The following is a 23,714-nucleotide window of genomic DNA, read 5'->3' on the forward strand; positions in this document are numbered from 1 at the left end:
AATTATTTAAAAGCCCGAATCAATCAAATTTCCTTACTTCTTATATTTTTCCCTGATTGCTTTAAACTCTGAACCTTTTTTCCATTTAGGAAAAGTAGTTTCATTGCTCAGCCTGTTTCCGATATTGAATAAGAGGGTGGCATCTTCAACAATTCCAGACATATCCCAATGAGGACTGTATTCATCAAAAGGAGAATGATATCTGTTTTTATTATAATCTTCTTTCTTGGCATTTCCCCATTCTTCACCATCTTCCAGAGATTGTGTTCCGTTTTCGATATAAAGTGCCGGAATACCTACTTTTGCAAAATTAAAATGGTCTGATCTGAAATACCATCCGCCCGAAGCATCCGGTTCTCCTCTGACGATGCGTCCCTGCTGAGCTGCGGCCTCTTTGGCATAATCATCCAACTCCGATTGTCCGTAACCCATTACTATTACATCTTTCATTTTCCCGAAAGGCTGTAATACATCCAGATTGATATCAGCAACGGTTTTACCTAAGGGAAAAATCGGATGCGTTGCATAATACTCCGAACCCAGAAGTCCCTGCTCCTCGCCTGTCACCGACAAAAACAAAATCGATCGGGCAGGCTTCTTTTTAAGATTCGTAAAGGCTTCGGCAATGGCAAGAACTGCTGCCGTTCCGGAAGCATTATCTGCCGCACCATTATAAATTGAATCTCCTTTAATAGCTTCTCCCTTTCCGAAATGATCCCAATGTGCTGAGTAGATAATTACTTCATCAGCTTTGGTTGTTCCGGGTAAAAGTGCCGCAACATTATTGGAAATTGATTTTTTTATCGCATTATGAAGCGAAAGAGAAGCTGTAAGGCCGAGATTCACAGGTTTAAAACCTTTTTTCTTAGCCGTTTCAAGTAAATCATCTGAAAATCCTGCCAATTTGAATACTTTAGAGGCCGTTTCCGCAGAAATCCAGCCTTCAATGGCTGCACGGGATTTATTATTATCAGGTCTTTGCAAATACAATTTAGATTTCGACCAGCCACTTCTTACCACCGGCCATCCGTAACTGGCTGCTTTGGTATCATGCACAATAATTATTCCGGTAGCTCCCTGTCTGGCTGCCTCCTCAAATTTATAAGTCCAGCGACCGTAGTAAGTCATCCTTTTGCCTTTAAACAAAGCCGGATCATAAAAACCGGGATCGTTTACCATTACCACAACCGTTTTGCCTTTCACATTCAATCCGGCATAATCATTCCACTGATATTCCGGTGCTACAATACCAAACCCTGCAAAAACCAACGGTGAATCCTTAATGCTGATATCTTCCTGAACCCGACGGGTTGCCGCCACAAAATCGTCTAAAAAGTTAAAGGCAAGATTTCCGTTTTTACCTTTTATATGCAATTGTCCTTTCGCTTTGGAAAATATTTCTACCATCGGAACCTTCTGAAAATAGCTTTTCCCGTTTCCTGGTTTTAATCCCAATTTTTCATAAGACTGTTTCAGATAATTAATGGTTTTTACTTCTCCTGAAGTAAAAGGCTTGCGCCCTTCAAATTCATCTGAGGCCAAAACCTCAATATGCCTGGCTAAATGTTGTCCACTGATCGTTTCCTGCGCAAGGCCCTGTCCTATTCCTGCAAAACTCATCAGGCCGGCCGCTATTAATTTAATTGTATTCTTTTTCATTTTATTATTAGTTTGCTGACTGCTGTGGTTTAGGCACTCAAATTCATTTATTTTTTACGGCAAGTTAAAACATATTTACTTTTTTGAAACAATCTTCCCGAAATCAATCCATAAAAGGCATAATCAATCCGGTAAGCTTATTCAAAGCCAATCTATTCCTACGGGTAAACTGCGGAAAATATTCTGAAGGGAAATTTAAAAATCATGGAGCGCACAATGGGAAAGACAAGAATAATACCTTATCCGTGAAGATTCCCCTGGCCTGCCTGGAAAAACAGAGGAGAGTTGAAACTTTTTAGTAATTACAGGTAGAAGTAAGACCTGAATATTAGAGATAAGACCAAACGAAATACCTTTCTACCTGTAATATAATACAAACAAAATCGGGTGTAGAACAAAATGTAAATGCAAGAACAAAAAACCTTATCTTACTTAACCCACAGTATTCCGTTTTTTGATGTTATTTTATGCAATTTATGCTGGTTAAACAGTTCGCTTAGCACTGTCTCCGCTTCCTGTTTGGTTATGTTACTCAACACTGAATATTCCTTTGTTGTTAAGCTGGGGAAATAACTGAATAATGTCTCCGGGTTAATTGTAAGCTCATTTTTTACAGCCTTCGGGAAAAGAGTCCGAACGAAAAGTTCAAACTCACTGTAGGGTTTAACACCATAAAGCATAAGGCGATTATTCTCCTGATTTGAAAAAAACAAAGTCGGAAACCCTCTAACACCAAGCTTTTTGGCTAAATCCAGATCTTCCTGAAAAAGTTGATTTGCTTTCCCCTCAAAATCTTGTTTAAATTGTTCGCTGTCCAGTCCAACTTCAGCCACAGCCTGCAAAATATGCTCCGATTTCGCAATATTCTTCTTCTCCATAAATACCATTTCACGAATCCGGCGTAAAAATGCTAAAGCAAGCTTATCCCCTTGCAGCTGAGCAGCTTTGAAGGCTATCGAAGGAGGATACGAGGAAGACAACGGATCTTCTAACCATACATCACCATCTATAGGCATTTCATAATGCTCACTTACTTCATCCCAATGACTTGCTACGTCGGAAGGTTTACTGATACCTCCGCTGTTATAAATATTCCAGGAAGGTAATAGTCCTCCCATACGATATTCTATCTCAACATTATTTCCATATTCAAGCTTTAACTTTCTTAACTGCGGTTCGATTCCCCAGCAGGAAGAACAGATAGGGTCTGTGAAATAAACAATACGAACGGGTTTCTGTCTGGCATTAATGTCCTCAAAACCTGAGAGCTCCACCGAGTCATTTACGCCACAAATGCCTTTTTCAATATCACATATCATTGGATTTTCCATTGTCACTTTATTCATTTTCAGGATCTGTTTATTTCTCATATCTGCAAAGGACATAAAACTATCATTCATCAGGACAGGATTTGAACGATTGTTTGCAAATTTGCGACAAAGAAAATAAAGCCACAATAAGTCAGAAAAAGATGACTACCCCAAAAAACCCAAAAAGTGAAGAAGGTTGTCCGGCAGAGGGACTTTTAAAACAATTATCAGGTAAATGGAAACCTCAGATTTTCCGTTTAGCCCTTGAAAGCCCTTTAAGATTTAATTCTTTACTTCGTCAGATTCAGGGGTCTAACAGACAAAGCCTGTCTGTAGCCTTAAAAGAGCTTGAAAGTGAAGGTTTACTGGAAAAGACAGTTATTCAGTTAAAGCCCCTGCATATAGAGTACGTTTTGTCTGAAAGAGGAAAATCTCTGGTCGCAGTATTCCGGCAGTTGGAAGGCTTATTATAGTATTATTTCCTTTAAAATCTTTTTAACCCGCTCCTTTTTCCGTTCAGAGCCTTATGTCCCACGGCATATTACAAGTCATGGTAGGAGTAAATCCAATACTTCTATCTTTGCGTCGTAAACATTAAGTTCAGTCGCAAGTGCGTTTTAATACAATTACAGAACACCCTTTTCTTTATAAATTAACCTTATTTAACTTTGATTATTTGTATGAAAAATAAATTTATCCGGTTAGCCTGTCTTCTGGTAACTTTAGCTTTAACCCAAGAATCTCCTGCTTTTTATAATCCCGTAAAACCTCCTGTAAAAGGTCAAAAGGTTAATACATCAGCAAAAAACATCAAACTTCCGGCAGGATTTTCTGCCAGTATTATTGCCTCGGATCTTGGAGCTACCAGACATATAGCGATCTCAAAAAAAGGTGATTTATATGTGAAATTATCAAAATTAAAAGATGGAAAAGGGATCTATTTGCTACGAGATACCGATAAAGACGGTGTAATTGATGATACAAAACTGTTCGGAGATTATCCGGGCACAGGCATTTACATCAGCAACGGATATTTGTACACTTCTTCAAATAGTGCGGTATATCGCTATAAATTGAATGCGAATGAAGAAGTTATCAATTTCGATCAGCCTGAGAAAATCGTAGGTGGTTTAGTGGACAAAGGACGTGACAATGCCAAGCCATTAGCTGTAGATAAACAGTCGAATATTTATGTAACGATAGGTTCCTATAATGACCCATGCAGAGAAGCCGGCAGCGGAAAAGGCATGAACCCATGCTCTATTCTGGATTCTGCGGGTGGTATCTGGAAATTTAATTCAGAGAAACTAAATCAGACTTTTGCCGACGGGATCCGTTATGCCACAGGACTGAAAAATTCGGTAGGTATTGCCTGGAATTATCATACCAACTCTTTATTTGCAACACAGCATGGAAGAGGGCAGTTTCATGATTTTTATCCTCAATATTATACAGCTAAACAGAGTGCTGAACTTCCTGCCGAAACTTTGTATGAATTACATCAGGGCGACAATGCGGGCTGGCCTTATATTTATTACGATCAATTTCAGAAAAAGAAAATTCTTGCACCTGAATATGGAGGAGATGGCATAAAAACCGGAGAAGAAAAAGCATTAAACCCTGTTGTGGCTTTTCCTGCTCATTTAGGGCCAAATGCCTTGTTATTTTATACAGGTAAAATGTTTCCGGAAAAATACAGAAACGGAGCATTTATTGCCTTTCACGGCCAGTCTCCGGAACTTCACAAAGGTTATTTGGTTGCTTTCGTGCCATTTGTCAATAATAAACCTTCAGGCAAATGGGAGATTTTTGCTGATAATTTTGCCGGAACGGATCTGGCAAAGCCAACGGGGCCGATCGGACACCGTCCCTGCGGACTTGCCCAGGGACCTGACGGAGCGCTATATGTAACGGATGACCTGAACGGAACAATCTTCAGGATTAGTTATAAGAAAAGAAAATGATAAAATTCCGGAACGCAGAAACGAAATTTTATCTGTAAATGCATTTATTTAAAAACACAGCTCTAACATTGAAATTCTCATGGAATACAGAAAATTAGGAACATCAGACCTTGAAGTATCGGTAATTACTTTTGGAGCATGGGCGGCAGGAGGCTGGATGTGGGGAGGAACAGAACGAAGCGAAGCAATTGAAGCAATCAGAGTTTCTTATGATTATGGTGTAACCTCAATCGATACCGCTCCCATTTACGGTCAGGGGAGCAGTGAAGAAATTGTTGGTGAAGCCATAAAAGGTCTTCCAAGAGATAAAGTGCAGATTCTGACCAAATTTGGCATGCGCTGGGATCTTGTCAAAGGAGATTTTGGCTTTAAGAGTTTTGACAATTCCGGAAAACCCATTGATATCTATAAATATGCGGCGAAAGAAAGCATCATCAGGGAATGCGAGGATAGCCTGAAACGCTTAGGCACTGATTATATCGATTTATACCAGATTCACTGGCCTGATTCAACTACTCCTATTGAAGAAACAATGGAGACTGTGGCTCAGTTAATAAAGGAGGGTAAAGTCAGACAGGCCGCTGTCTGCAATTACAGTGCCACTCAGATGAAAGAAGCCGAAAAGTATATTTCGCTTGCCTCAAATCAAGTACCGTATAGCATGGTTAAAAGAGGTATTGAAAAAGAAGTCGTTCCCTATTGCCTTGAAAATCAAAAATCGATTCTTGCCTACAGCCCTTTGGAAAGGGGTTTATTAACCGGAAAAATGTTACCGGGACATTCATTTCAGGAAGGAGATCACAGAGCATCACTACCTTTTTTCAAAGATGAAAACCTCAGAAGAATAAATGATTTTCTCAGTAAAATCAAACCGCTGGCAGACGAGAAAAATGCGAGTCTGGGTCAGTTAGTACTCCGCTGGACCATCGAACAACCAGGAATTACCATTGCATTAACAGGTGCCCGAAATGCTGCACAGGCTATACAGAATGCAAAAGCATCAGAGGTAAAATTAAGTAAGGATGAAATTGCTTTGATTTCTCAGCATCTTAGCCAGTTGACTCTTGCTTTGTAAGCATTTTCAGGCCGGGAAGTACTGAATCATAAAGGTTTCATGCCTTTTTTAATGGCCGGAAAACTTTAAAAGCAGGCTTTGTAAAGATATATGATCTATACAAGGCCTGCTTTTATGCTAAAAATTACTTAAATCTATACTTCTCAAAATCCTTCAGCATTTTAAAATCGGAAGCCGCTGTTACTTTAAAATCCGGAATCTTATATTCCAGTCCGAGCTGGTTGTACAACCACAAAGGATCTGCCTTAAATTTCTCATAATCCCCTTTCAATCCAATCTCGAGATCATTTACTCTTTGCTGGTATTCCGGTGAAAGATGCGTAAAAGCAGCATTTTCTTTCAGCCGGAATATATAAATCAGCAGGTTATAACAAGTTGTAAAATGACCACAGGCAATAACCGCAGACTGTTCATACTCGTTCACCTGCTTTTTGTCGAACCATAAGGTAGTGGGCATTTCAAATGCGCGCTGGGCAACAATCTGCATTTCCCGGCTTGGTAATAACTCAGGGGGATTAGCAGGAACATTGGTAAGTCTGTTTGTATCATTAGAAAAAGAAAGGTCATAAATATTATTGGCTTTTACCCTGAATTTCCAGTGTTTTTCCTCAAATAATTCATTTAGTAACAGGAACCTTATGCGTTTAAGAAACACATCAACATTCAATGTTAAAACAGAATTAAACCGCTCTTTCAGCATCTTAATCAGAATTTTCAAAGGTGTTGAACTGAAACTTTTTGACAGCCTGCCCACAATATCCTGCGGAAAATTCCTTTGCAAATCGATTCCATCAGTGTTATTTATACTGCTGTCCACTTTATTTTTTACCAATAAAAATAATAACAATACTCCCACAGAAGGAATCAGAAAAAACGTACTGACAATATAATAAATCAGAGCCTCAGACGGGCTACTCTTCAATTCAAAACTATAGGTTAAACCGGCAACTGACAGCAAAGTTACAACTAAGGCAAAACCACCGATCTGTTTAATATTCAGATCAAGCAGACTCCATTTCCCGGGCTCTTCTTCCGGAAAAGTGTAGGGAGTCATAAAATGACTTGCTACGTCATTTATCATCATAAAATCAAAAGGTTTGAATTTAGTTTCTCCCCTTAATCTCCTTTCATTGGCAACAATAAGGCTTTCTATTCCCTGATTATCGGTAGTTCCTCCGTCCATCATCCCGAATTTAAATTCCTTCCTGAGTCTCAGGGTCTGTAATATTTTTTTCAGTTTAAGGGGATCGTAGGATTTATTTTTTATTACATGGTCAATATCATATTGATTGTAAAGTAATCTGAGTTCTTCCTGTTTTAGCTCGGTTAGCTCTACATGAAGATTTTCAAGTATTTCTTCATTCGAAAGACGGGGATAAGTAAAATCCTCCGGAAAAACAATCGGCTCGAACCCTCCCGGAAAACAGGAAGAGGCCGCCAGTAAATCTGCCAGTTTTAAACCTTCTGCTGCTTTATGTTTCAGATTAACGATAAAATTGCCATATAAAAATCCTTTGTCAATCTTGTCATCTTCCTTTAATTTCACACATTGCCTGAAAAGCAAGCCCCTGTAGAAATCGGTTGTATTAAAGCAAACTTCATCCAGGTGAGATTTTCCGGTTTTAAGATCACCCAATTTCCCGTATCCGAAAAGTTCCTCATCATAGGTTAAAGCGAAAGCATTAATCAGATTTCTTGATTTTTCCGGGCGTTCTGTCCAACCGATATCTTTGCTGTCATTGAGTTTCTGCAGGACAATCTCCAATAAACTGGTAGCTTTCAGGTTCCGGAAGAGTTTCCGGTAAAATTCCTCAAAAGATTCTCCTTTAGCGGTTGAAAGTGCATAAGTAGCATTGGTGATGGTTCCTCCTGATGTAGAACTGATATAAGTGACTTTCTTTAACAAAGGAGTTTGAGCCTTATCATTCAATTTAACCTGATTAAGGTAAGAAATTACGCCCAGCCCATAGGAAGCTGCACGGAATCCTCCGCCAGAGATAGAAAGTGCAATGTTTTCAAAAGGTGTTTCCAGAGAAGGTAACTGATAACTTTTCCTGTAGGAATTCTCTGTTTCCGGTTCGGTATTCATAGTTTTTCGGCTTTTGGTGGTTATTTATCCCAAAATACATGAATTTGCCGATACATTATACTGGTTGTCAGTATTTTCTTTCTGTTTTTTTTCTTGTACGGTGTAAAATTTTCATGGAAACAAACCCTATTCACCTAAACTGTCATATTCTTTAATTAACCTCTGAAAGATAGCTTCAACAGGTTTCAATTCTGTTCCGGGATGAGATTGTCCGGCCCAAAGATTGGTAAATGCGGTATTATTCATTTCCTGTACATTTCTCCGCAATAAAGTAGTAAGGCTATTCTGAATCGGATATTCAGGAATAATCAATCCGGCTTTTTCAATTTCATCCATAAAGGTGTTTCTGATTCCTCTTGCCCAGCGGCCAGAAAAAGCTTTTGTCAGTGCCGTATCACTCTCCGTACCATTTGCCAGGGCAGCTTTATAGGCCGGAAATGCCAGACTTTCATCACTTCCCAGAAAAGCCGTTCCGATCTGAACTCCCTGTGCACCAAGTACAAAAGCCGCTTTAATGGTTTTTCCACTGTTTATTCCTCCTGCTGCAAGAACAGGCCGGTTAATCTGTTCTGTCATTTTGGGCAATAAAGTCATTAATCCGGTTTGAGGTAAAGATTCATCTGATAAAAAAGAACCCCTGTGTCCTCCGGCTTCAATCCCCTGAGCAGTTATCATATCAATACCCTTTTCCTCAATGATTCCGGCTTCTTTTAAGCTTGTTGCTGTTCCGATCAGAACAACTCCTTTTTCTTTTAGTACCCTGACGGCCTCATCATTAATTATACCAAAGGTAAAACTAACCACCGGAATGTTTTCGGACAAAAGAATATCAATTTGGTCTTCATAAGGGTAAAACTTTAAATCCGCAACAGACATTCTTTCAAACCTGATATGGTTATCGGCACAATATTTCTCTAAAAATACCTGCATCCGGTCAAATTGTTCAACATCGGGCTGAGGGAAGGAATTGGCAAAAAGATTCACGGCAAAAGGCTGATTGGTAAGGGTTTTCGTTTTACGAATCAATTCCGCGGTTTTTGCCGGAGAGAGGCCCCCAACCGGTAATGAACCCAAACCGCCCAGATTACTTATTTTAGCAACCATTTCCGGTGTGGTGGCGCCAAGCATCGGAGCCTGAATAACCGGATAAGCAATTTTCAATAACCTGGTCAGCTCATTATTTATTTTCATAGATACCATATTTAAGCTTTGTTTTCCTGAAAAATTAACCATTTAATTTCCGGATAAGTTTGATTTCAGGCTTTTAAATTTCAGGTTTTACCGACTGATAACAATCATTGGAAACATAATCACAGTGTCAAAAGCATAGTTTAGAATTATTCTCAGGTGGAAATCGCTGAGAATAATTGTAAATTTGCCAAAATTTAATTCGCATATTCTTAAAAATCATCAAAATGGATGTAGTTGACAGTAACGGTACTATTCTCGCGGAAGGCGATTCAGTAACCTTGATTAAAGACTTAAAAGTAAAAGGTACTTCTACCACGCTGAAAAGAGGGAAAATGATTAAAAATATCAAACTTACTTCTAATGAAGAAGAGGTGGAATGCAGAGTAGATAAAGTGCAAATGGTTTTGAAAACCTGTTTTCTGAAAAAGGCTTAATCACTGGTTTTTTTATCATCTTCCATGATGTTCCATTCTCATGCACAAGAGCCTTATGGCCTTTTAAGTTTCTCAAAATCAGGAAAATAATAAAACAGAAGACTTCTGTGCTAAATGCACAAAAGCCTTCTGCTCACTTTCAGATGTAATTATCTTACAATTTATTGATAATCGTATTCCAATAACTTGACTTACTATACGTTTTAGGAGAACCGGCAGTATAAGCCTGAAATTGTGGTGTAATCATGTTCATCGACCCGCCGTCACCATTCCATGACCAGCCTAAAACAGTCCAGCCTTTTCCTTTGGCATTATCTACCAAACCAGACCAGTCTGCACTGCCACTGGTACCATTTCCGAATTCCCCGACAATTACCGAACGTCCTGATGTATTAAGGTAATCAAGGTCTGCGGTGTTCATCCAGCCACTTCCTGTTACGGTTCCTGAAGTGTTTGTACGTTGCTGCACCCAGTTTCCTGCATAGATGTGCGTAGAAAGAATAATATTGGTATCATTAATTTTCACGCCTCCGGTACCTCTGGCTAAAACTGCATTTACAGCTACATAACTCTCTTGTCCCCAACCCGGAATGTCAATGATAATGCTACCGGAATATACCTGACGAACAATACTGATGGCATTATTATAAGCATTTGCATAAGCAGTGGCTGTAAGGTTATGACTTCCCCACTCATTCATCAGGTTGATGGTAAATCCTCCACCCAGCGAACTGTAATTGTTTTTCCACCAATTTGCAGCCGCAGTCAATTCATTGGCATCATCCGAACCTAACACTGAAGCTTTATGGTAAGTACAAATAATGGTTTTTCCTGCTGTTTTTGCCTCTGAAATCCAGCGTTTTGCATTTGTTTCCTGTCCTGGTTCTATTTCTATACGGACAGTTTTTATTTTATTCCCGGTATCAAAATTAAATGAATTACCACTGGTCATATAACGCCAGCCCAAATCCGCATTTCCGCTATTATAATATGAAGGTTGCAAATTTACCCCGTTTCCAAAAACACCTTCTACCTGAGTTTTTGTTTCCGGCTGAACAGAAGAGCTTTTATCTGAACAACCTGTAAAAACGGGAACGAATGCACACATTAATGATACACATGCCATGGTGGATATGGCCTGGAACAGATACTTCTTTTTCATGGTTACTTGCTGGTTTATTGTTTTAAGAAAATACTATTTTATGTGAATAAATTTATTACATCACAAAGGTATAAGCTAAAAACAATAACCATATAACACTATTTTATCTATATATTGTACAATAAAACATCACTGGTATTATTTGTATTATACTTAAATACTATTTTATCCTACATTCAATTTAATTACGCTATTATTAAACTTCATTTATTGACAAACGATGATTTTTCCATATGAATATCAAATAATATTATAAATGACTTATAAGTATTACACAGTGTTCTATACATTTTTTATCCATACAAATGAAAAAACAACGAAGAAAGCTTTATTTCACTATAAAATGGGCTCTGAGAGAGGCGTGATTATTTCTATCAAGCTGATAAAAATAAGAGCCCTCTTTTAATTGAACCGGAATCTGAAATCTATCGCCCATAAAATTAAATTTCTGCACAATTTTACCCTGAATATCAATGATAGTTCCTTCATACTGATCAAATTCCTTCAGAGAAAATATAAGATTCTGCCCTTTTTCCACCGGATTCGGAAAAGTAAAAACGGAAGAATCCTTGAATCTAAAAATGGTTAAAACAGAAGAAATCACCTCTTTTCCATTCTTAAAAATGATTCTTACCTGATATAGATTCGCTCCCTCATTTACTTCATTATCAAAGGATTTATATGCTTTTTCATCAGATCTGACACTGGTTTTATCAAACTCCGCCCATTCCCCGTTTCTTTGTTTCATAAAAATAACCCTGTCAACTATTTCAGGATTTATGAGGGCTATTGAAACCTGATTTCCCTCCGCAGTCAACACCCCTTCCAGATTTTGATAATAACAGAAAACGTCAGGGTTCTGAATGTCAGTTAAAGTACTTCTGAGCCCTTTTTTACCTGAAAACAGCTCCGGTTCTATGGCCAGATAAGGATAATCTTTTTGTTTAGCCAATACAATTGAGGTATCAGATGTTGCTCCGATTTTCGCCCATACACCTGAAGAAGGGTCATATCCCAATATATCTGTTTTTGCTCCGGAAACATTCGGACTTTCCCAGCTGATTCCGATTGAATCCGCACAAACAAACTGAAGGTGTATTGCAGGGGCAGGACTGATTATGAAAGCTGCACTTTCATAAATATGATTCCCAATCTGCATTCTGAAAATACCTGTGGTAAAACTATCAGGACACTGCCATTGAGTCCACCCTCTTTGAAGAGGTACCTCATCGCTAATCAACACCCATGATTTACCATCATCTTTTGAAAACTCAAGTTTAGCCTTTTCTGTCGTAAAGGAATTTTTCCAACGGATTATCTGAGTAGTTCCCTTTTCCAATTTAGAATCGGAAACCGGATTAGTCCATTCAAATTGTTCAGATTCCTCCCATTGAAAAGCGATGCTGAAAGCCTGCTCCTCTCCGGAGATTTTACCGGCATTAATCCTGATAAGGTAGCTTCCTGCGTCCTGATTTTCCAGGCTGATCTGTTCTACATTATTCAGATGATCAGGACCTCTGAAAGCAGGTTTTAATAAGGAATCTGCATGAGGAAAGGTACTTAAAACCCAGGGATTCCAATGTACTCCTTCATGAATCAGTTCCATGTCCAGATCATTTATCAGGGCTTTTTCATTCATTTCCTGGGCAGGGAGATCGTTCCACACTAATGTCAGTTTTAAACTTTTTCCCTTTGGCACTTCAATTATCTTTTCCCAAACCTGACCTTTGATTATTTTATCGGAAAAATATCTTTTTTCAACCAAAGTTCTGGCTGCCTCAAAAGCATTCAGGTTTCCAAACCCTGTCTGATGATCAATTCCCTTAATACCTACATCCTCTGCAGAATTAATCAGAACGGCCTTCAGCAGATCTGATCCCGGTAAAACCTGATTTTCCTGACTGAAAAGTTCCTGCAATAAAGCTGTAACTCCGGACACGATTGCGCTGGCTTCGGAAGTTCCGCTGATCCCGAATGCTACAATTTCCGGTTTGATTCTTCCGTCATAAGCAGGTCCTCTGGAACTGAAACTTATTAATTCCTCCTGAGCGTTTACAGCTCCGACCGTCAGAATATTTTTTGCCATTTTGAAATTTCCGGTCAGATTCGCCATTCCGTCTATCTTACTATATTTTCCTGAAATACTTTGAGAAAAGCCATTATTTCCTGAGGAGAATATATTTAAAAGGGTGGGAAACAAAAGCGCCTGTTCATCAAATGCTTTAGCATTTTTTCCATAAAAATTCTCAATTTCTGTTCCGTAAGAGTGGTTCACTACCGAAATCAAATGCTGCTTTATAAACAGTTCATTCTCCGGCATTTCACCTGAAAATCCGACCGGAAATATTTTCAGCCCCGGCGCTACTCCTTCAGAAAAAGGAGAAAAAACGCCTGAACCTGCCATCACTTCAGCGACCATCGTAGCATGAGGGGTGATTGTCTGAGAAGAATAAGAATTTGTCATAATTCTACCGGACAAATCTATATCATTCAGATCCGGAGAATCTTCTTTCTGGGCAATAGCAATATACTTTCCTGATAAAGCAGGAAATCGGTTTTTGAGTAGTAAGACCTTATTAAGCGAAAAATCAAGTTGCTGAATGTCCGCACCAATGTGTTCAGGAATTGCCTTTTGTATAGAATATGAATGCTGATTGATCGGTAAAATCCGGTTTTGAGAAATTACCGTAAAATCAACGGCAAGCATAATTCCCGGTAAAAGGAAATACGAAAAAACACTTTTAACAATTTTCAAGTGAAACAGTTGTTCAGAAATTATGTGCTAAATGTAGTTAATGTTACAGAATTCCGCTAATTCTTTTCGTATTCCATATTGAATTTCCAAAGGCTTTTCTCTCCCTCTTTCATCCAGACTTTTACGCCTTTTCTTTTAAACTATTTTCTCAACAAAATTTAACTTTTATTATGATTTTAAAAAATTGAGCATTAGATTTCAGACAATAAACACAAATATTCCACATACATGTACAATAAAACGCAATCATCATTAAATATTACAAAAACAACTATATTAAATACCAAATAAATTACTGAGTACAAAAACACACTTTACATACTGCTATTAATCTAATCTGCTAAATTTTAAAATGATGAAACTATCAATCGGATTCTTTGCTGTTTTTTTGTTTTTATGGACTTTTACGGCATGCAAAAAGGAAACAATTATTGAAGTGGAAAGGAAGACCAGCTGGCAACTCAATGAAAATTATTTATATGAGGAGAGGATTCAAATGAATAGTTACGCTGACGGGGATGCCTTATACACAGTTGGTGCCAACTCTTTCTCTAAGATTACCGTTAACAAAACTGATACCTCCAAACTGAACATCGAATTTCCGAATACACCCTATAGCTATCAGCTTCAATATAAATATCCTATCTCGGCCAGAGTCTCGATTGGTCTGAGTCTGACAAACTCCCAGATAGGTTTTTTACCCATTAAATGGCCGGGAGGAGAAAATAGTGCTACCATTTCTATGAAAGATCAGGATCCTGCATTCTATCATTTTGATTTTCCTGAATACTGGCAAAGTGAATGCATCGGGATTAACAACCTGGATCAATGTCTGATTCCGTACCAGGCGAAGGAATCCGGTGCATCTAATGCGCTGAAGTTTATGGCTGTTAATCTGAAGGTTTCAAAAAATGCTCAGAACGGATTCGATAAGGTTGAAGCCTCAAGTGTAAAAAGAATCAAAATTGATAACAATACCGGAGCTATTATTAGTTTGCATACCATTAATAACTTTTTTTATATCACCTGTGCCAATATGACGCTCAGAATTTCCCCTGATTTAAAGGTCAATATCATCAACAAGGTAAAATTTTACAGAATTTTCTCTCTGAATGGCGCAATCTATGGTTTTACGGAATCACAGCTCTACAAATCGACCGATAATGGTTTGAACTGGGTCAGTATTGCTTCTAATATCGCCAATACATTTTCCAAACTTAATTATTATCTGATCGGGGGAAAAATATGCGGTGCCTATAACAGCCAGATTTTCATTTTTGAATTTGCCAATAATCAGATGACTACAAGAGAACTGGCCAACGACGGCATAGGTGGCAATACCATCACTTCTATTTCTGAGTTTAATAAAAAAATCTTTGTCACCACCTTATCCGGAGTCTTTACAAAGAAATCTGACAAATTCCTGACTTATAAGTAAAGTACCTGAAAGTTGCTTTTATTTTCGTTTACGGCCCGTTCAATACCTGAGGCTCTTACTTATTAGTTTGACAATAAACATACAATGCCAATGCCTTTTCGTATCAATGCAGTTTCAGCAAAGTACAAAAAGGCATTTTCTCTTTTAAAATCAGATTAATCAATGGTTCGGAATATTCTGTCCCATCTTATTTTGCCATTAAACAATCCTTTGGCCGGAGCAAGAGACATCCAGACAAAAACTGCTTTTCCGACCACATGATCAAACGGTACAAATCCCCAAAAACGGCAATCTTCGGAGTTATGGCGGTTATCTCCCATCAAAAAGTAATAGTCCTGCCTGAAAGTATATGAAGTAACAACTTTTCCGTCAATAGTGACTTTATCCCCCTGTATCACCACCGAACTGGTTCCGTCTTTCCTCCGGTATCCTTCATAATCACGAATAACCATACCGTACAAATCGATGTTACGAGCAGTTAGGGGGATTGTCCAACCCTCTTTTGGCACAGTCAAAGGGCCGAACCAATCTGAATTCCAGCCAAAGGAATCCGGAATAAATTGTGAAAGTTCTCCATGAAAACTTCCATCCTGTGCCTGTTTGTAAAATGGCTTGCCCTTTTCTCTTTTCGTGGCGGCAACGGCACTCAGAATAGCTTTCGATTGTAACATCGACTGAACATGTTCCGGGGAAGTACTTACAAGATATACATAAACCCGCTTTGAAGTAACAGAGTCTGTTTTTTCTGCCAGATAATCAAAATCGTTGGAATATTCAGGGGTAATATGATACTGATCGAAAAAACTTTTATCCAGGGGCTGAGCGGTTGTTAATTCATATTGATTCTGCATTCTCAACGGATTTTTCATGGCTTTTCCATTGAGAAAAACCTGCATATCCCGAATTTCAACTACATCACCCGGCACTCCTATACAACGTTTAATATAATATGTTCTTAAATCCAGCGGAGCGTTGCCATCATCCGGAAAATCAGGAACATTGAAGACAATTGCTTCTCCTGATTGAGGTTTTCCAAAGCCAGGCAACCTGAAAACAGGCAAGTTTATCCAATCCAGATAAGATGGAATATTGGTTCCCCAGATTTTCTGATGGGTCAGCGGTACCTGCAAAGGAGTTTTTGGCGTCCGGATACCATAATGTAATTTACTGACAAAAAGGTAATCACCAACCATTAAAGAACTCTCCATAGAGGGTGTTGGAATGGTGAACGCCTCAAAAAAGAAAAAACGGATTAAAGTAGCAGCAACAACTGCAAAAGCCACTGAGTCTATCCATTCACGGAAAGCCGATTTCATTTTATTTTTTTTCTCTGACATTTTATGAAACTGATGATATTTTATACCATTAGTCGCAAGTAATAGGAGATAATTACAGGTTTTGTGAAATAAAAAAAAGCATCGGGAAATCCCAATGCTTTTCTACCTGCTACCTGGTAATCAAACCTTAGTTGATTGCATTTGCGGAAGCGGCAACTCTTGCGTTTTTGTTGTCAACAATTCCGTTTTCAATGTATTTAATTTTAACACTTTTGGTAGTATCTGTCGAACTTGGCACTCCTACTAAAAGAACTGTATAAATTTTAGATTGTGTTAAAGTAATCTTACGGGTTGTATTAATTGAACCTGAATTACTTACCTTAACATTCACATCCCCGATACTTACCGGAACAAAATTTGAAACGGAAGCATAGGCAGCATTTTTCTTAACAACATCTGTTCCTCCGGCATTAATTGTAACCTCCGGAGACTGCGTAGAGTCGGCAATAGCATTGATATAACGGATATATGCTTTTCCTGTTACCACGGAAAGACTGTCAAAATTATCTCTTACCACTACATTTTTATAAGCTTTATTATTACCTACCAGGAATGAAGAATAGAATTTATTTACCGTAAAATTGCCGGAATTGATAGTCAGTGTGTTTCCCGTTAAATAATCATAAGTACGCACCTCTCTTGTACCCGGATAAATGCTGATATAGCCTCCGGTAAAACTTGTATAAGCCAGCGGACCCGGAAGAAGATTTCCGGAAAGTGTAACGCCTATTCCTGATTTGTCAGGAGCCAGGTTAAATGCCATTAATGCGGCAGTCGGTGTTGGCTGCACATTGTCATTGTTAAGAGAACAAGACGAGATAAATAAACCGGCTACTACACTACTTACTGCTAATAAGAACTTTACATTTTTTTTCATTTCTCTTAAACGTTTTAAATGTTTTACTTGATTGTTTTAAGTCATGATGACCACGTGAGAAATACTTTCTCCTTTCAGTCATTTCTGACATTTTACCCCTTAAAACATCTGAAGAAAAGCAAGAATCAATTCATTTATTTCATAAGCGAAATCCGTATCTGTTTTCCAAGCCACAGCCAAACAAGCCAGCCCTGACGCCGGTTGAATCTTTGTACACTTAAAAATGACTGTGGAAGTACCTGAGTTTTCCACTTCAATCGCCCAATCATTGTAAAATCTCCCTCTGCTTTACTCAACTGTTTATTCCGGAATGTTTTTTGGGTGATAAAAGTGTTTACATATTTATTTTCCGATTTGGAAGTTGACAAGAAGTCAGATCATTATTATAAACCATAACTGAGAACAGAGACGTGCATAATAATAACGTTTCAATCACTAATTATTGGTATTTTCTTCTTGTAATTAAATGATAATTTTGCCGGCTATATTAAAAAGACACTTTAAGCCCCGGAAGGGTTGGAATTAAACAGGCGTTTTTTTTTTAAATTTTCTACTCAGGCTTACATTAAGGAGATATTCCATTCATTATCAAGCCATAAGCTTTTAGAAAAATATATTTACTTTCCTGATTCCCTCTCAGTAATTTTACCATTCTCTTTACTTTTTTTAATTATCATGTATCTTTGAGATAGTTAGTAAAATTGTTCAGGTGCTTTATTTCAAGACTAAAATCATGCAATCTCAGGCAACTTCCCCCCTCGAATACATAGACTCTTTACCTGAAGACAGGAAGAAAGTCATGACAGCATTAAGACATGAGATCCTCAAAAATCTTCCGGACGGATTTTCCGAAGTAATCGGTTATGGAATGCTTGGTTATGTAGTTCCTCATTCACTCTATCCGGCCGGTTATCATTGCGATCCGAAATTGCCGTTACCCTTTATGAATCTGGCCTCTCAGAAGAACTTCATTGCCATTTATCATATGGGCATTTACATTAATAAAGATTTGCTGGACTGGTTTACGGCTGAATATGCCAGGCAGAGTAAGGTTAAACTCGATATGGGCAAAAGCTGTATCAGGTTTAAGAAAACGGACCAGATACCAATTTGTCTTATCGGAGAATTAGCTTCAAAAATTACACCTGCACAATGGATTGAGATGTATGAACGATTGAAAAATGAGCGATGAGATGAAAAGGAGCATCGGTGCATCCCTTCTTCAGTATTTCAGGCTGTCTCATTAGCAAAGTACACAGACATAAAAAAAGCCCCCGAATTTACATTCGGGGGCTTTTAAGAATTTTATAACTATTATTTCACTTCTTCAAAAGGAACATCTTCAGCCTGAGAGCTTCCTCCACCGGAATTAGCAGTTTGTTCTGTATTATCTGCATTTGGCTGAGCTTCCTGACCTGCTGCATACATTTCCTGAGAAGCTGCCTGCCATGCATTATTCAATTTCTCTAAAGCAGCGTCGATAGCTGTTACATCCTGAGAACCATGAGCAGTTCTCAATTCTCCCAATGCATTTTCAATAGCTGATTTATTTCCTGCAGAAAGTTTATCACCATATTCCTTCAACTGTTTTTCTGTCTGGAAAATCAATGAATCAGCCTGGTTTATTTTTTCTACTTTTTCTTTTTCAGCTTTATCAGCTGCTTCATTAGCTTTAGCTTCGTTACGCATTCTTTCGATTTCAGCGTCAGTCAAACCACTTGAAGCCTCGATACGGATTTTCTGCTCTTTTCCGGTTCCTTTATCTTTCGCAGAAACGTTCAGAATACCATTGGCATCAATATCGAAAGTAACTTCGATTTGCGGAACACCACGTGGTGCCGGTGGAATATCTGCAAGGTGGAAACGACCTAATGAGCGGTTATCTTTCGCCATAGGACGCTCTCCCTGTAAAACATTCAATTCTACTGAAGGCTGGTTGTCAGATGCAGTAGAGAATGTCTCTGATTTTTTTGTCGGGATAGTTGTGTTAGATTCGATCAGTTTAGTGAAAACACCACCCATTGTTTCGATACCTAATGATAAAGGAGTTACGTCCAATAAAAGAACGTCTTTCACTTCACCGGTTAACACACCACCCTGAATTGCTGCACCAATAGCAACTACTTCATCCGGGTTAACACCTTTTGAAGGCTTTTTACCGAAGAATTTCTCTACTTCTTCAGCAATACGCGGAATACGGGTTGAACCACCTACCAGGATTACCTCATCAATATCAGCATTTGTAAATCCGGCATTTTTCATAGCACGACGACATGGCTCCAATGTTCTTTGGATCAATGAATCAGCTAACTGCTCAAATTTTGCACGCGTCAATGAACGAACCAGGTGTTTCGGAATACCATCAACAGGCATGATATATGGCAGGTTAATTTCCGTAGAAGCACCTGAAGACAATTCGATTTTCGCTTTTTCAGCAGCTTCTTTCAAACGTTGAAGAGCCATCGGATCTTTGCGAAGATCAATTCTTTCATCAGCCAGGAATTCTTCAGCCAACCAGTTAATAATCACCTGATCAAAGTCATCACCACCTAAGTGTGTATCACCATCAGTTGATTTTACTTCAAAAACACCATCACCCAACTCAAGGATAGATACGTCAAACGTACCGCCACCTAAGTCGAAAACAGCAATTTTCATATCTTTTCCTATCTTATCAACACCATAAGCAAGTGCTGCTGCAGTAGGTTCGTTAATAATACGTTTTACATCAAGACCTGCGATCGCTCCGGCTTCTTTTGTTGCCTGACGCTCTGCGTCATTAAAGTAAGCAGGTACAGTGATGACTGCCTCATTAACAGTTTGTCCTAAATAATCTTCAGCTGTCTGCTTCATTTTTGTCAGAATCTGCGCTGAAATCTCCTGAGGAGTATAAAGGCGATCACCAATACGAACTCTTGGTGTATCATTGTTGCCTTGTTCTACGGTGTAGGCTACAGTTTTTAATTCACTACCAACTTCAGAGTATTTTCTACCCATGAAACGTTTGATAGAAGAAATGGTATTTTGTGGGTTGGTGATTGCCTGACGTTTAGCAGGATCCCCAACTTTGCGTTCGCCGTTTCCATTGTCCAAAAATGCCACAATAGAAGGCGTAGTACGACGACCTTCTGAGTTAGCAATTACGACTGGTTCGTTACCCTCCATTACTGCTACACACGAGTTGGTAGTACCTAAGTCAATTCCAATAATTTTTCCCATTGTTAGAGCTTATTAAGTATATTAATGTTATTTTATGCTTTTATCTGATGTCAGATTTTTACTGACAGCTTAATTTGAACAATCATAATGCCAAAACGAAACTGACATTTACAGCGTGACAGATTGTCACAAAATGACAGTTTTATTGACAAAATTGCTGAAAACAATTTAACACTAACTGACAAAATCCGATGCAGGTTTACATTCACACTAAATTTGAAGAAAGAGAAACAGAGTCGCTGAAACTATCCCTGAGTAAAAATTACAAGGTTATTATCGGATCAGAATTACCGGAAGAATTGAGAAAGGATGCTTTTCTGACTTCCGAAATCTGTCTTGGAAATGTCCCGCTTGCATGGGCGCAGGAAACGAAAAAGCTGCAATGGCTGCAATTGCATTCTGCCGGACTGGATCCTTATCAGGAATTAAATGAAATTAATTTTAAAATTACCAACCTCAAAGGCTTCTTTGGTCAGTCAGTTGCAGAAACTGCTCTCGCCGGAATTATGGCTATGTACCGGGGTATCGACAGACTTTCCAGATGGCAGACTGAAAAACATTGGGTCGGCACACCTTTAAGAGCCAGCCTGCAATTGTTAAGTAAGTCAAATGTAATTATTCTGGGTTCGGGAGCAATCGGTCTGACACTGGAAAAACTAATGAGTGGTTTTGATTGTGATGTTAAAGTTTTTTCAACGAAAAACATAGATCAGCTGGATGCACAATTACCGGCCTGTGACATTCTGATTTCCTGCCTGCCTGAAACGGCAGAAACAATAGGTCTGATTTCAGAAAAAAGACTGCATTTATTAAAAAAAGAGGCATTATTCGTCAATGTAGGAAGAGGATCCAATACAGATGAAAACGCTTTAATAAAATTATTGGAAACCAATCCAGATTTCAGAGCAATGCTGGATGTTACTGAAACAGAACCTTTACCAAAGGAAAGTCCGCTATGGCATTTGCCGAATGTATTGCTTACTCAGCATACTTCAGGCGGCTGGGATGATGAAAACATGGGGAAAGTGAAATTCTTCCTCAAAAATCTGGAAAGATTTGAAAAAGGAGAAACCCTTGAAAATATCGCAAATCTGAAGAGAGGATATTAGTTTCCGGAGAGTCAGGAGACGTTTCACCTTCATTTAGCTCTCATAAACGAATTACAATTCACCTAAAAAACAGTACTTATATTTAATCCGTTTGTATCTTCACATAACCCGACGGCTATGTGAAGGCACAAACGTGAGTGGAAATCCGGGCATTTATTTAATCAATATCGGGTATAAATTAACCGTAAGGCCTTTGGCCAGACAAATATTTATTACCTGATCAAAAGACTTTTGACTCCGGGAGCCCTCCTGAGGGGGTGCATCTCCGATCACAATGATAAATCTCTTGGTCTTCGAACTCCAGCTTGCCCTGTTCACCGTTTCATATATTCCATCATAGACAGACTCAGGAGTGTCTCCGCCTCCGTACACATTAATCGCGTTAAGAAAGGATCGGGCAATTGTATAATCGGTATTTAAATCCGAAAAGTGATACCAATTCGTATCATAATTATTATCATTGTAAGTGGCCATCCCTAACCTGGTTCCGGCAGGAAGTTTTGATATTATGCTGTTTAAGGAGCTTTTTACTTCAGAAATGTCATCCCCCATACTTCCGGTATTATCAATTAAGAAAATGATGTCTGAATTAGGCTGTGCATTTTGATTAATAATGTCAAGAATTACCTTTGGCACTTCTTTGGCACCAGGTGCATCATACCGCTTACCTCCGGTTTGTGAACCGATTTCCGTAAAGGCATCATCTGCGGTCAGTACTTTAGTGTACCCTTCCTCTACCTGACTGCTCATGGTTTTTTGTCCATTCGGATAAACTCCCGCCACACGATAATAATATCTTGATCCGGAAGTAACCTTCAAATCAGTAAAAGTGGTATCGGATATCTCTCCGACTAATACAAAATTCAGATTGCCCGGATTAGAAGTTGAGACATAATCAGTCCTGAACAACTGATAGCTTTTTACACCTTTTAAGGGAGTCCAGCTCAGTGCGACTTTCAAGGAATATGTCCCTTTTGAAGCCTTCAGTACGGGTGGGGAAATATCTATTTCCAGATCTCTGGCGCAATTAAACAGGCCAAACAGAATGAGCATTATGCAGGTAATTGCTTTAAGGTTCTTCATTTTTAAAACAGAGTTTAAATACAGTATTAGATTCCCGCCCCAATTCATCAGGTTACAGACCGGATATCAAATTATTTTACCTCTGTTTTTTTTGAATTATATATTCACCTCAATCAATGAAGAAACAGATATGCTTCTTCTGCATTTGACTCGTTTAAGTCTTCGAGAATCAGTATTTACAAACAAAAAGCCATGACCTTCGGGAAAGTCATGGCTTTTTGTTTGTAAACTTTATTTTTTCAGTTAAAATTTGGCCCTGATTCTGCTCAGTGTTTCCTGTGCTACTCCTAAATAAGAGGCCAGATGAGTAACCGAAACCCGGTTGATAATATCGGGAACCTGATTTAGCAACTGATCATATTTTTCCTTTGCAGTATTGAACTGAAGCAGTTTAAGACGCTCTTCAACTAACATGAAATTATCAGTAATGATGTTTCTCCAGAGTCTTTCGATTTGCGGGAAATTATTAAATAAATTCTCTACATCCGGAAAATGAAGTTTATAAATCTTAGAATCCTCAAGTAGTTCTATGTTGTAATTACTTGGATTTCTGGAGAAAATACTGTCAAACGCACTGACGATACGGCCTTCAAAACCAAAAGAAGTCGTCACATCTTTCCCGTCTTTTACATAGAAAATTCTGGCTGCCCCTTTTTCAATAAAGTACAGATCCTTGCAAATACTTCCCTGTTCGAACAGAAGATGCTTCTTGGGAAGATGCACTTCTTCTATCAAACCACTCAAAACTTCCTGAATGCGTGCATTCAGTTGAGTAAACTGATCAAAGTATCTGAATAAATTTTCCATAATCTAAGACAATTCTATAAATCTAAAAATATTACTGTTCAAAAGTTTTTTTGTATTTATTTTATTAAAGCAAGTGGTATTTCAAAAAAGTCGTTATTGTACTTTTCTTACAAATATATCAATTTCTATCAAAATAGGCTATAAAAAATTGTATTAATTTGGAAACAAATTGATAAAACGCATTGTTAGCAGTATATTTGAATAA

General features: G+C 38.4%; 18 protein-coding genes. 7 read left to right on the top strand and 11 right to left on the bottom strand.

All coding sequences use genetic code 11. The features are described 5' to 3' along the window. Nucleotides 1-33 precede the first annotated feature (33 nt). Together BM179_RS14820 and BM179_RS14830 are read right to left on the bottom strand one after the other, a co-directional pair. A complete protein-coding gene (locus BM179_RS14820; protein WP_092017930.1) occupies nt 34-1,659 on the bottom strand; it encodes a M28 family metallopeptidase in 1,626 nt (541 codons plus the stop codon). A gap of 428 nt (nt 1,660-2,087) precedes the next feature. Continuing rightward, nucleotides 2,088-3,005 carry a ClpXP adapter SpxH family protein gene (locus BM179_RS14830; protein WP_092018035.1) on the bottom strand — a complete coding sequence of 306 codons (918 nt, stop codon included), beginning with the start codon at nt 3,003-3,005 and terminating at the stop codon, nt 2,088-2,090. Nucleotides 3,006-3,130: 125 nt separating this feature from the next. Between BM179_RS14830 and BM179_RS14835 the strand changes: the two genes are divergently transcribed. The 3 genes from BM179_RS14835 (at nt 3,131) to BM179_RS14845 (ending at nt 6,008) form a co-directional block, all read left to right on the top strand. Then, the gene (locus BM179_RS14835; RefSeq protein WP_092018036.1) at nt 3,131-3,442 is read left to right on the top strand and encodes a winged helix-turn-helix transcriptional regulator; all 312 of its coding nucleotides are present in this window, start codon (nt 3,131-3,133) and stop codon (nt 3,440-3,442) included. Nucleotides 3,443-3,649: 207 nt separating this feature from the next. Further along, nucleotides 3,650-4,933 (top strand): PQQ-dependent sugar dehydrogenase, encoded by a 1,284-nt coding sequence (locus BM179_RS14840; protein WP_092017932.1) that lies wholly within the window; start codon nt 3,650-3,652, stop codon nt 4,931-4,933. Nucleotides 4,934-5,012: 79 nt separating this feature from the next. Further along, nucleotides 5,013-6,008 carry an aldo/keto reductase gene (locus tag BM179_RS14845; protein ID WP_092017933.1) on the top strand — a complete coding sequence of 332 codons (996 nt, stop codon included), beginning with the start codon at nt 5,013-5,015 and terminating at the stop codon, nt 6,006-6,008. 124 nt (nt 6,009-6,132) lie between these two features. Here the strand turns inward: BM179_RS14845 and BM179_RS14850 are convergent, their stop codons facing one another. Together BM179_RS14850 and BM179_RS14855 are read right to left on the bottom strand one after the other, a co-directional pair. Then, complete coding sequence (locus tag BM179_RS14850) at nt 6,133-8,097, bottom strand: patatin-like phospholipase family protein (protein WP_092017934.1); 1,965 nt, start codon at nt 8,095-8,097, stop codon at nt 6,133-6,135. 126 nt (nt 8,098-8,223) lie between these two features. After that, nucleotides 8,224-9,288, bottom strand: a complete 1,065-nt coding sequence (locus BM179_RS14855) for an NAD(P)H-dependent flavin oxidoreductase (protein WP_177219415.1) — start codon at nt 9,286-9,288, stop codon at nt 8,224-8,226. Between the two features lie 224 nt (nt 9,289-9,512). Between BM179_RS14855 and BM179_RS14860 the strand changes: the two genes are divergently transcribed. Next, nucleotides 9,513-9,722, top strand: coding sequence for an alkylphosphonate utilization protein (locus BM179_RS14860; RefSeq protein WP_092017936.1), 210 nt, complete (start codon nt 9,513-9,515; stop codon nt 9,720-9,722). A gap of 154 nt (nt 9,723-9,876) precedes the next feature. Here the strand turns inward: BM179_RS14860 and BM179_RS14865 are convergent, their stop codons facing one another. Both BM179_RS14865 and BM179_RS14870 read right to left on the bottom strand, forming a co-directional pair. Continuing rightward, the gene (locus BM179_RS14865) at nt 9,877-10,884 is read right to left on the bottom strand and encodes a cellulase family glycosylhydrolase (RefSeq protein WP_092017937.1); all 1,008 of its coding nucleotides are present in this window, start codon (nt 10,882-10,884) and stop codon (nt 9,877-9,879) included. Between the two features lie 328 nt (nt 10,885-11,212). After that, nucleotides 11,213-13,639, bottom strand: a complete 2,427-nt coding sequence (locus BM179_RS14870) for a S8 family peptidase (protein WP_143095236.1) — start codon at nt 13,637-13,639, stop codon at nt 11,213-11,215. Nucleotides 13,640-13,991: 352 nt separating this feature from the next. Between BM179_RS14870 and BM179_RS14875 the strand changes: the two genes are divergently transcribed. Beyond that, nucleotides 13,992-15,077, top strand: coding sequence for a hypothetical protein (locus tag BM179_RS14875; RefSeq protein ID WP_143095237.1), 1,086 nt, complete (start codon nt 13,992-13,994; stop codon nt 15,075-15,077). A 155-nt stretch (nt 15,078-15,232) separates the two neighbouring features. Here BM179_RS14875 and lepB read toward each other — a convergent pair whose 3' ends face one another. Beyond that, nucleotides 15,233-16,414, bottom strand: coding sequence for a signal peptidase I (gene lepB, locus BM179_RS14880; protein ID WP_092017940.1), 1,182 nt, complete (start codon nt 16,412-16,414; stop codon nt 15,233-15,235). 127 nt (nt 16,415-16,541) lie between these two features. Beyond that, nucleotides 16,542-17,291: a DUF4397 domain-containing protein gene (locus tag BM179_RS14885; RefSeq protein ID WP_092017941.1), complete on the bottom strand. Its 750-nt coding sequence runs from the start codon at nt 17,289-17,291 to the stop codon at nt 16,542-16,544. A 733-nt stretch (nt 17,292-18,024) separates the two neighbouring features. Between BM179_RS14885 and BM179_RS14895 the strand changes: the two genes are divergently transcribed. Further along, complete coding sequence (locus tag BM179_RS14895) at nt 18,025-18,483, top strand: DUF1801 domain-containing protein (RefSeq protein WP_092017943.1); 459 nt, start codon at nt 18,025-18,027, stop codon at nt 18,481-18,483. Between the two features lie 122 nt (nt 18,484-18,605). On the opposite strand, the gene dnaK is transcribed toward BM179_RS14895, so the two are convergent. Then, nucleotides 18,606-20,510, bottom strand: a complete 1,905-nt coding sequence (dnaK, locus tag BM179_RS14900) for a molecular chaperone DnaK (RefSeq protein WP_092017944.1) — start codon at nt 20,508-20,510, stop codon at nt 18,606-18,608. Nucleotides 20,511-20,701: 191 nt separating this feature from the next. Here dnaK and BM179_RS14905 point away from each other — a divergent pair, with 191 nt between their 5' ends. Beyond that, a complete protein-coding gene (locus tag BM179_RS14905; RefSeq protein ID WP_092017945.1) occupies nt 20,702-21,619 on the top strand; it encodes a D-2-hydroxyacid dehydrogenase in 918 nt (305 codons plus the stop codon). 153 nt (nt 21,620-21,772) lie between these two features. Here BM179_RS14905 and BM179_RS14910 read toward each other — a convergent pair whose 3' ends face one another. Then, nucleotides 21,773-22,702 (bottom strand): vWA domain-containing protein, encoded by a 930-nt coding sequence (locus tag BM179_RS14910; RefSeq protein ID WP_177219416.1) that lies wholly within the window; start codon nt 22,700-22,702, stop codon nt 21,773-21,775. Between the two features lie 243 nt (nt 22,703-22,945). Beyond that, nucleotides 22,946-23,509: a Crp/Fnr family transcriptional regulator gene (locus BM179_RS14915; RefSeq protein WP_092017947.1), complete on the bottom strand. Its 564-nt coding sequence runs from the start codon at nt 23,507-23,509 to the stop codon at nt 22,946-22,948. Nucleotides 23,510-23,714 lie beyond the last annotated feature (205 nt).

Source organism: Pseudarcicella hirudinis, assembly GCF_900115665.1.
Lineage (GTDB): Bacteria > Bacteroidota > Bacteroidia > Cytophagales > Spirosomataceae > Pseudarcicella > Pseudarcicella hirudinis.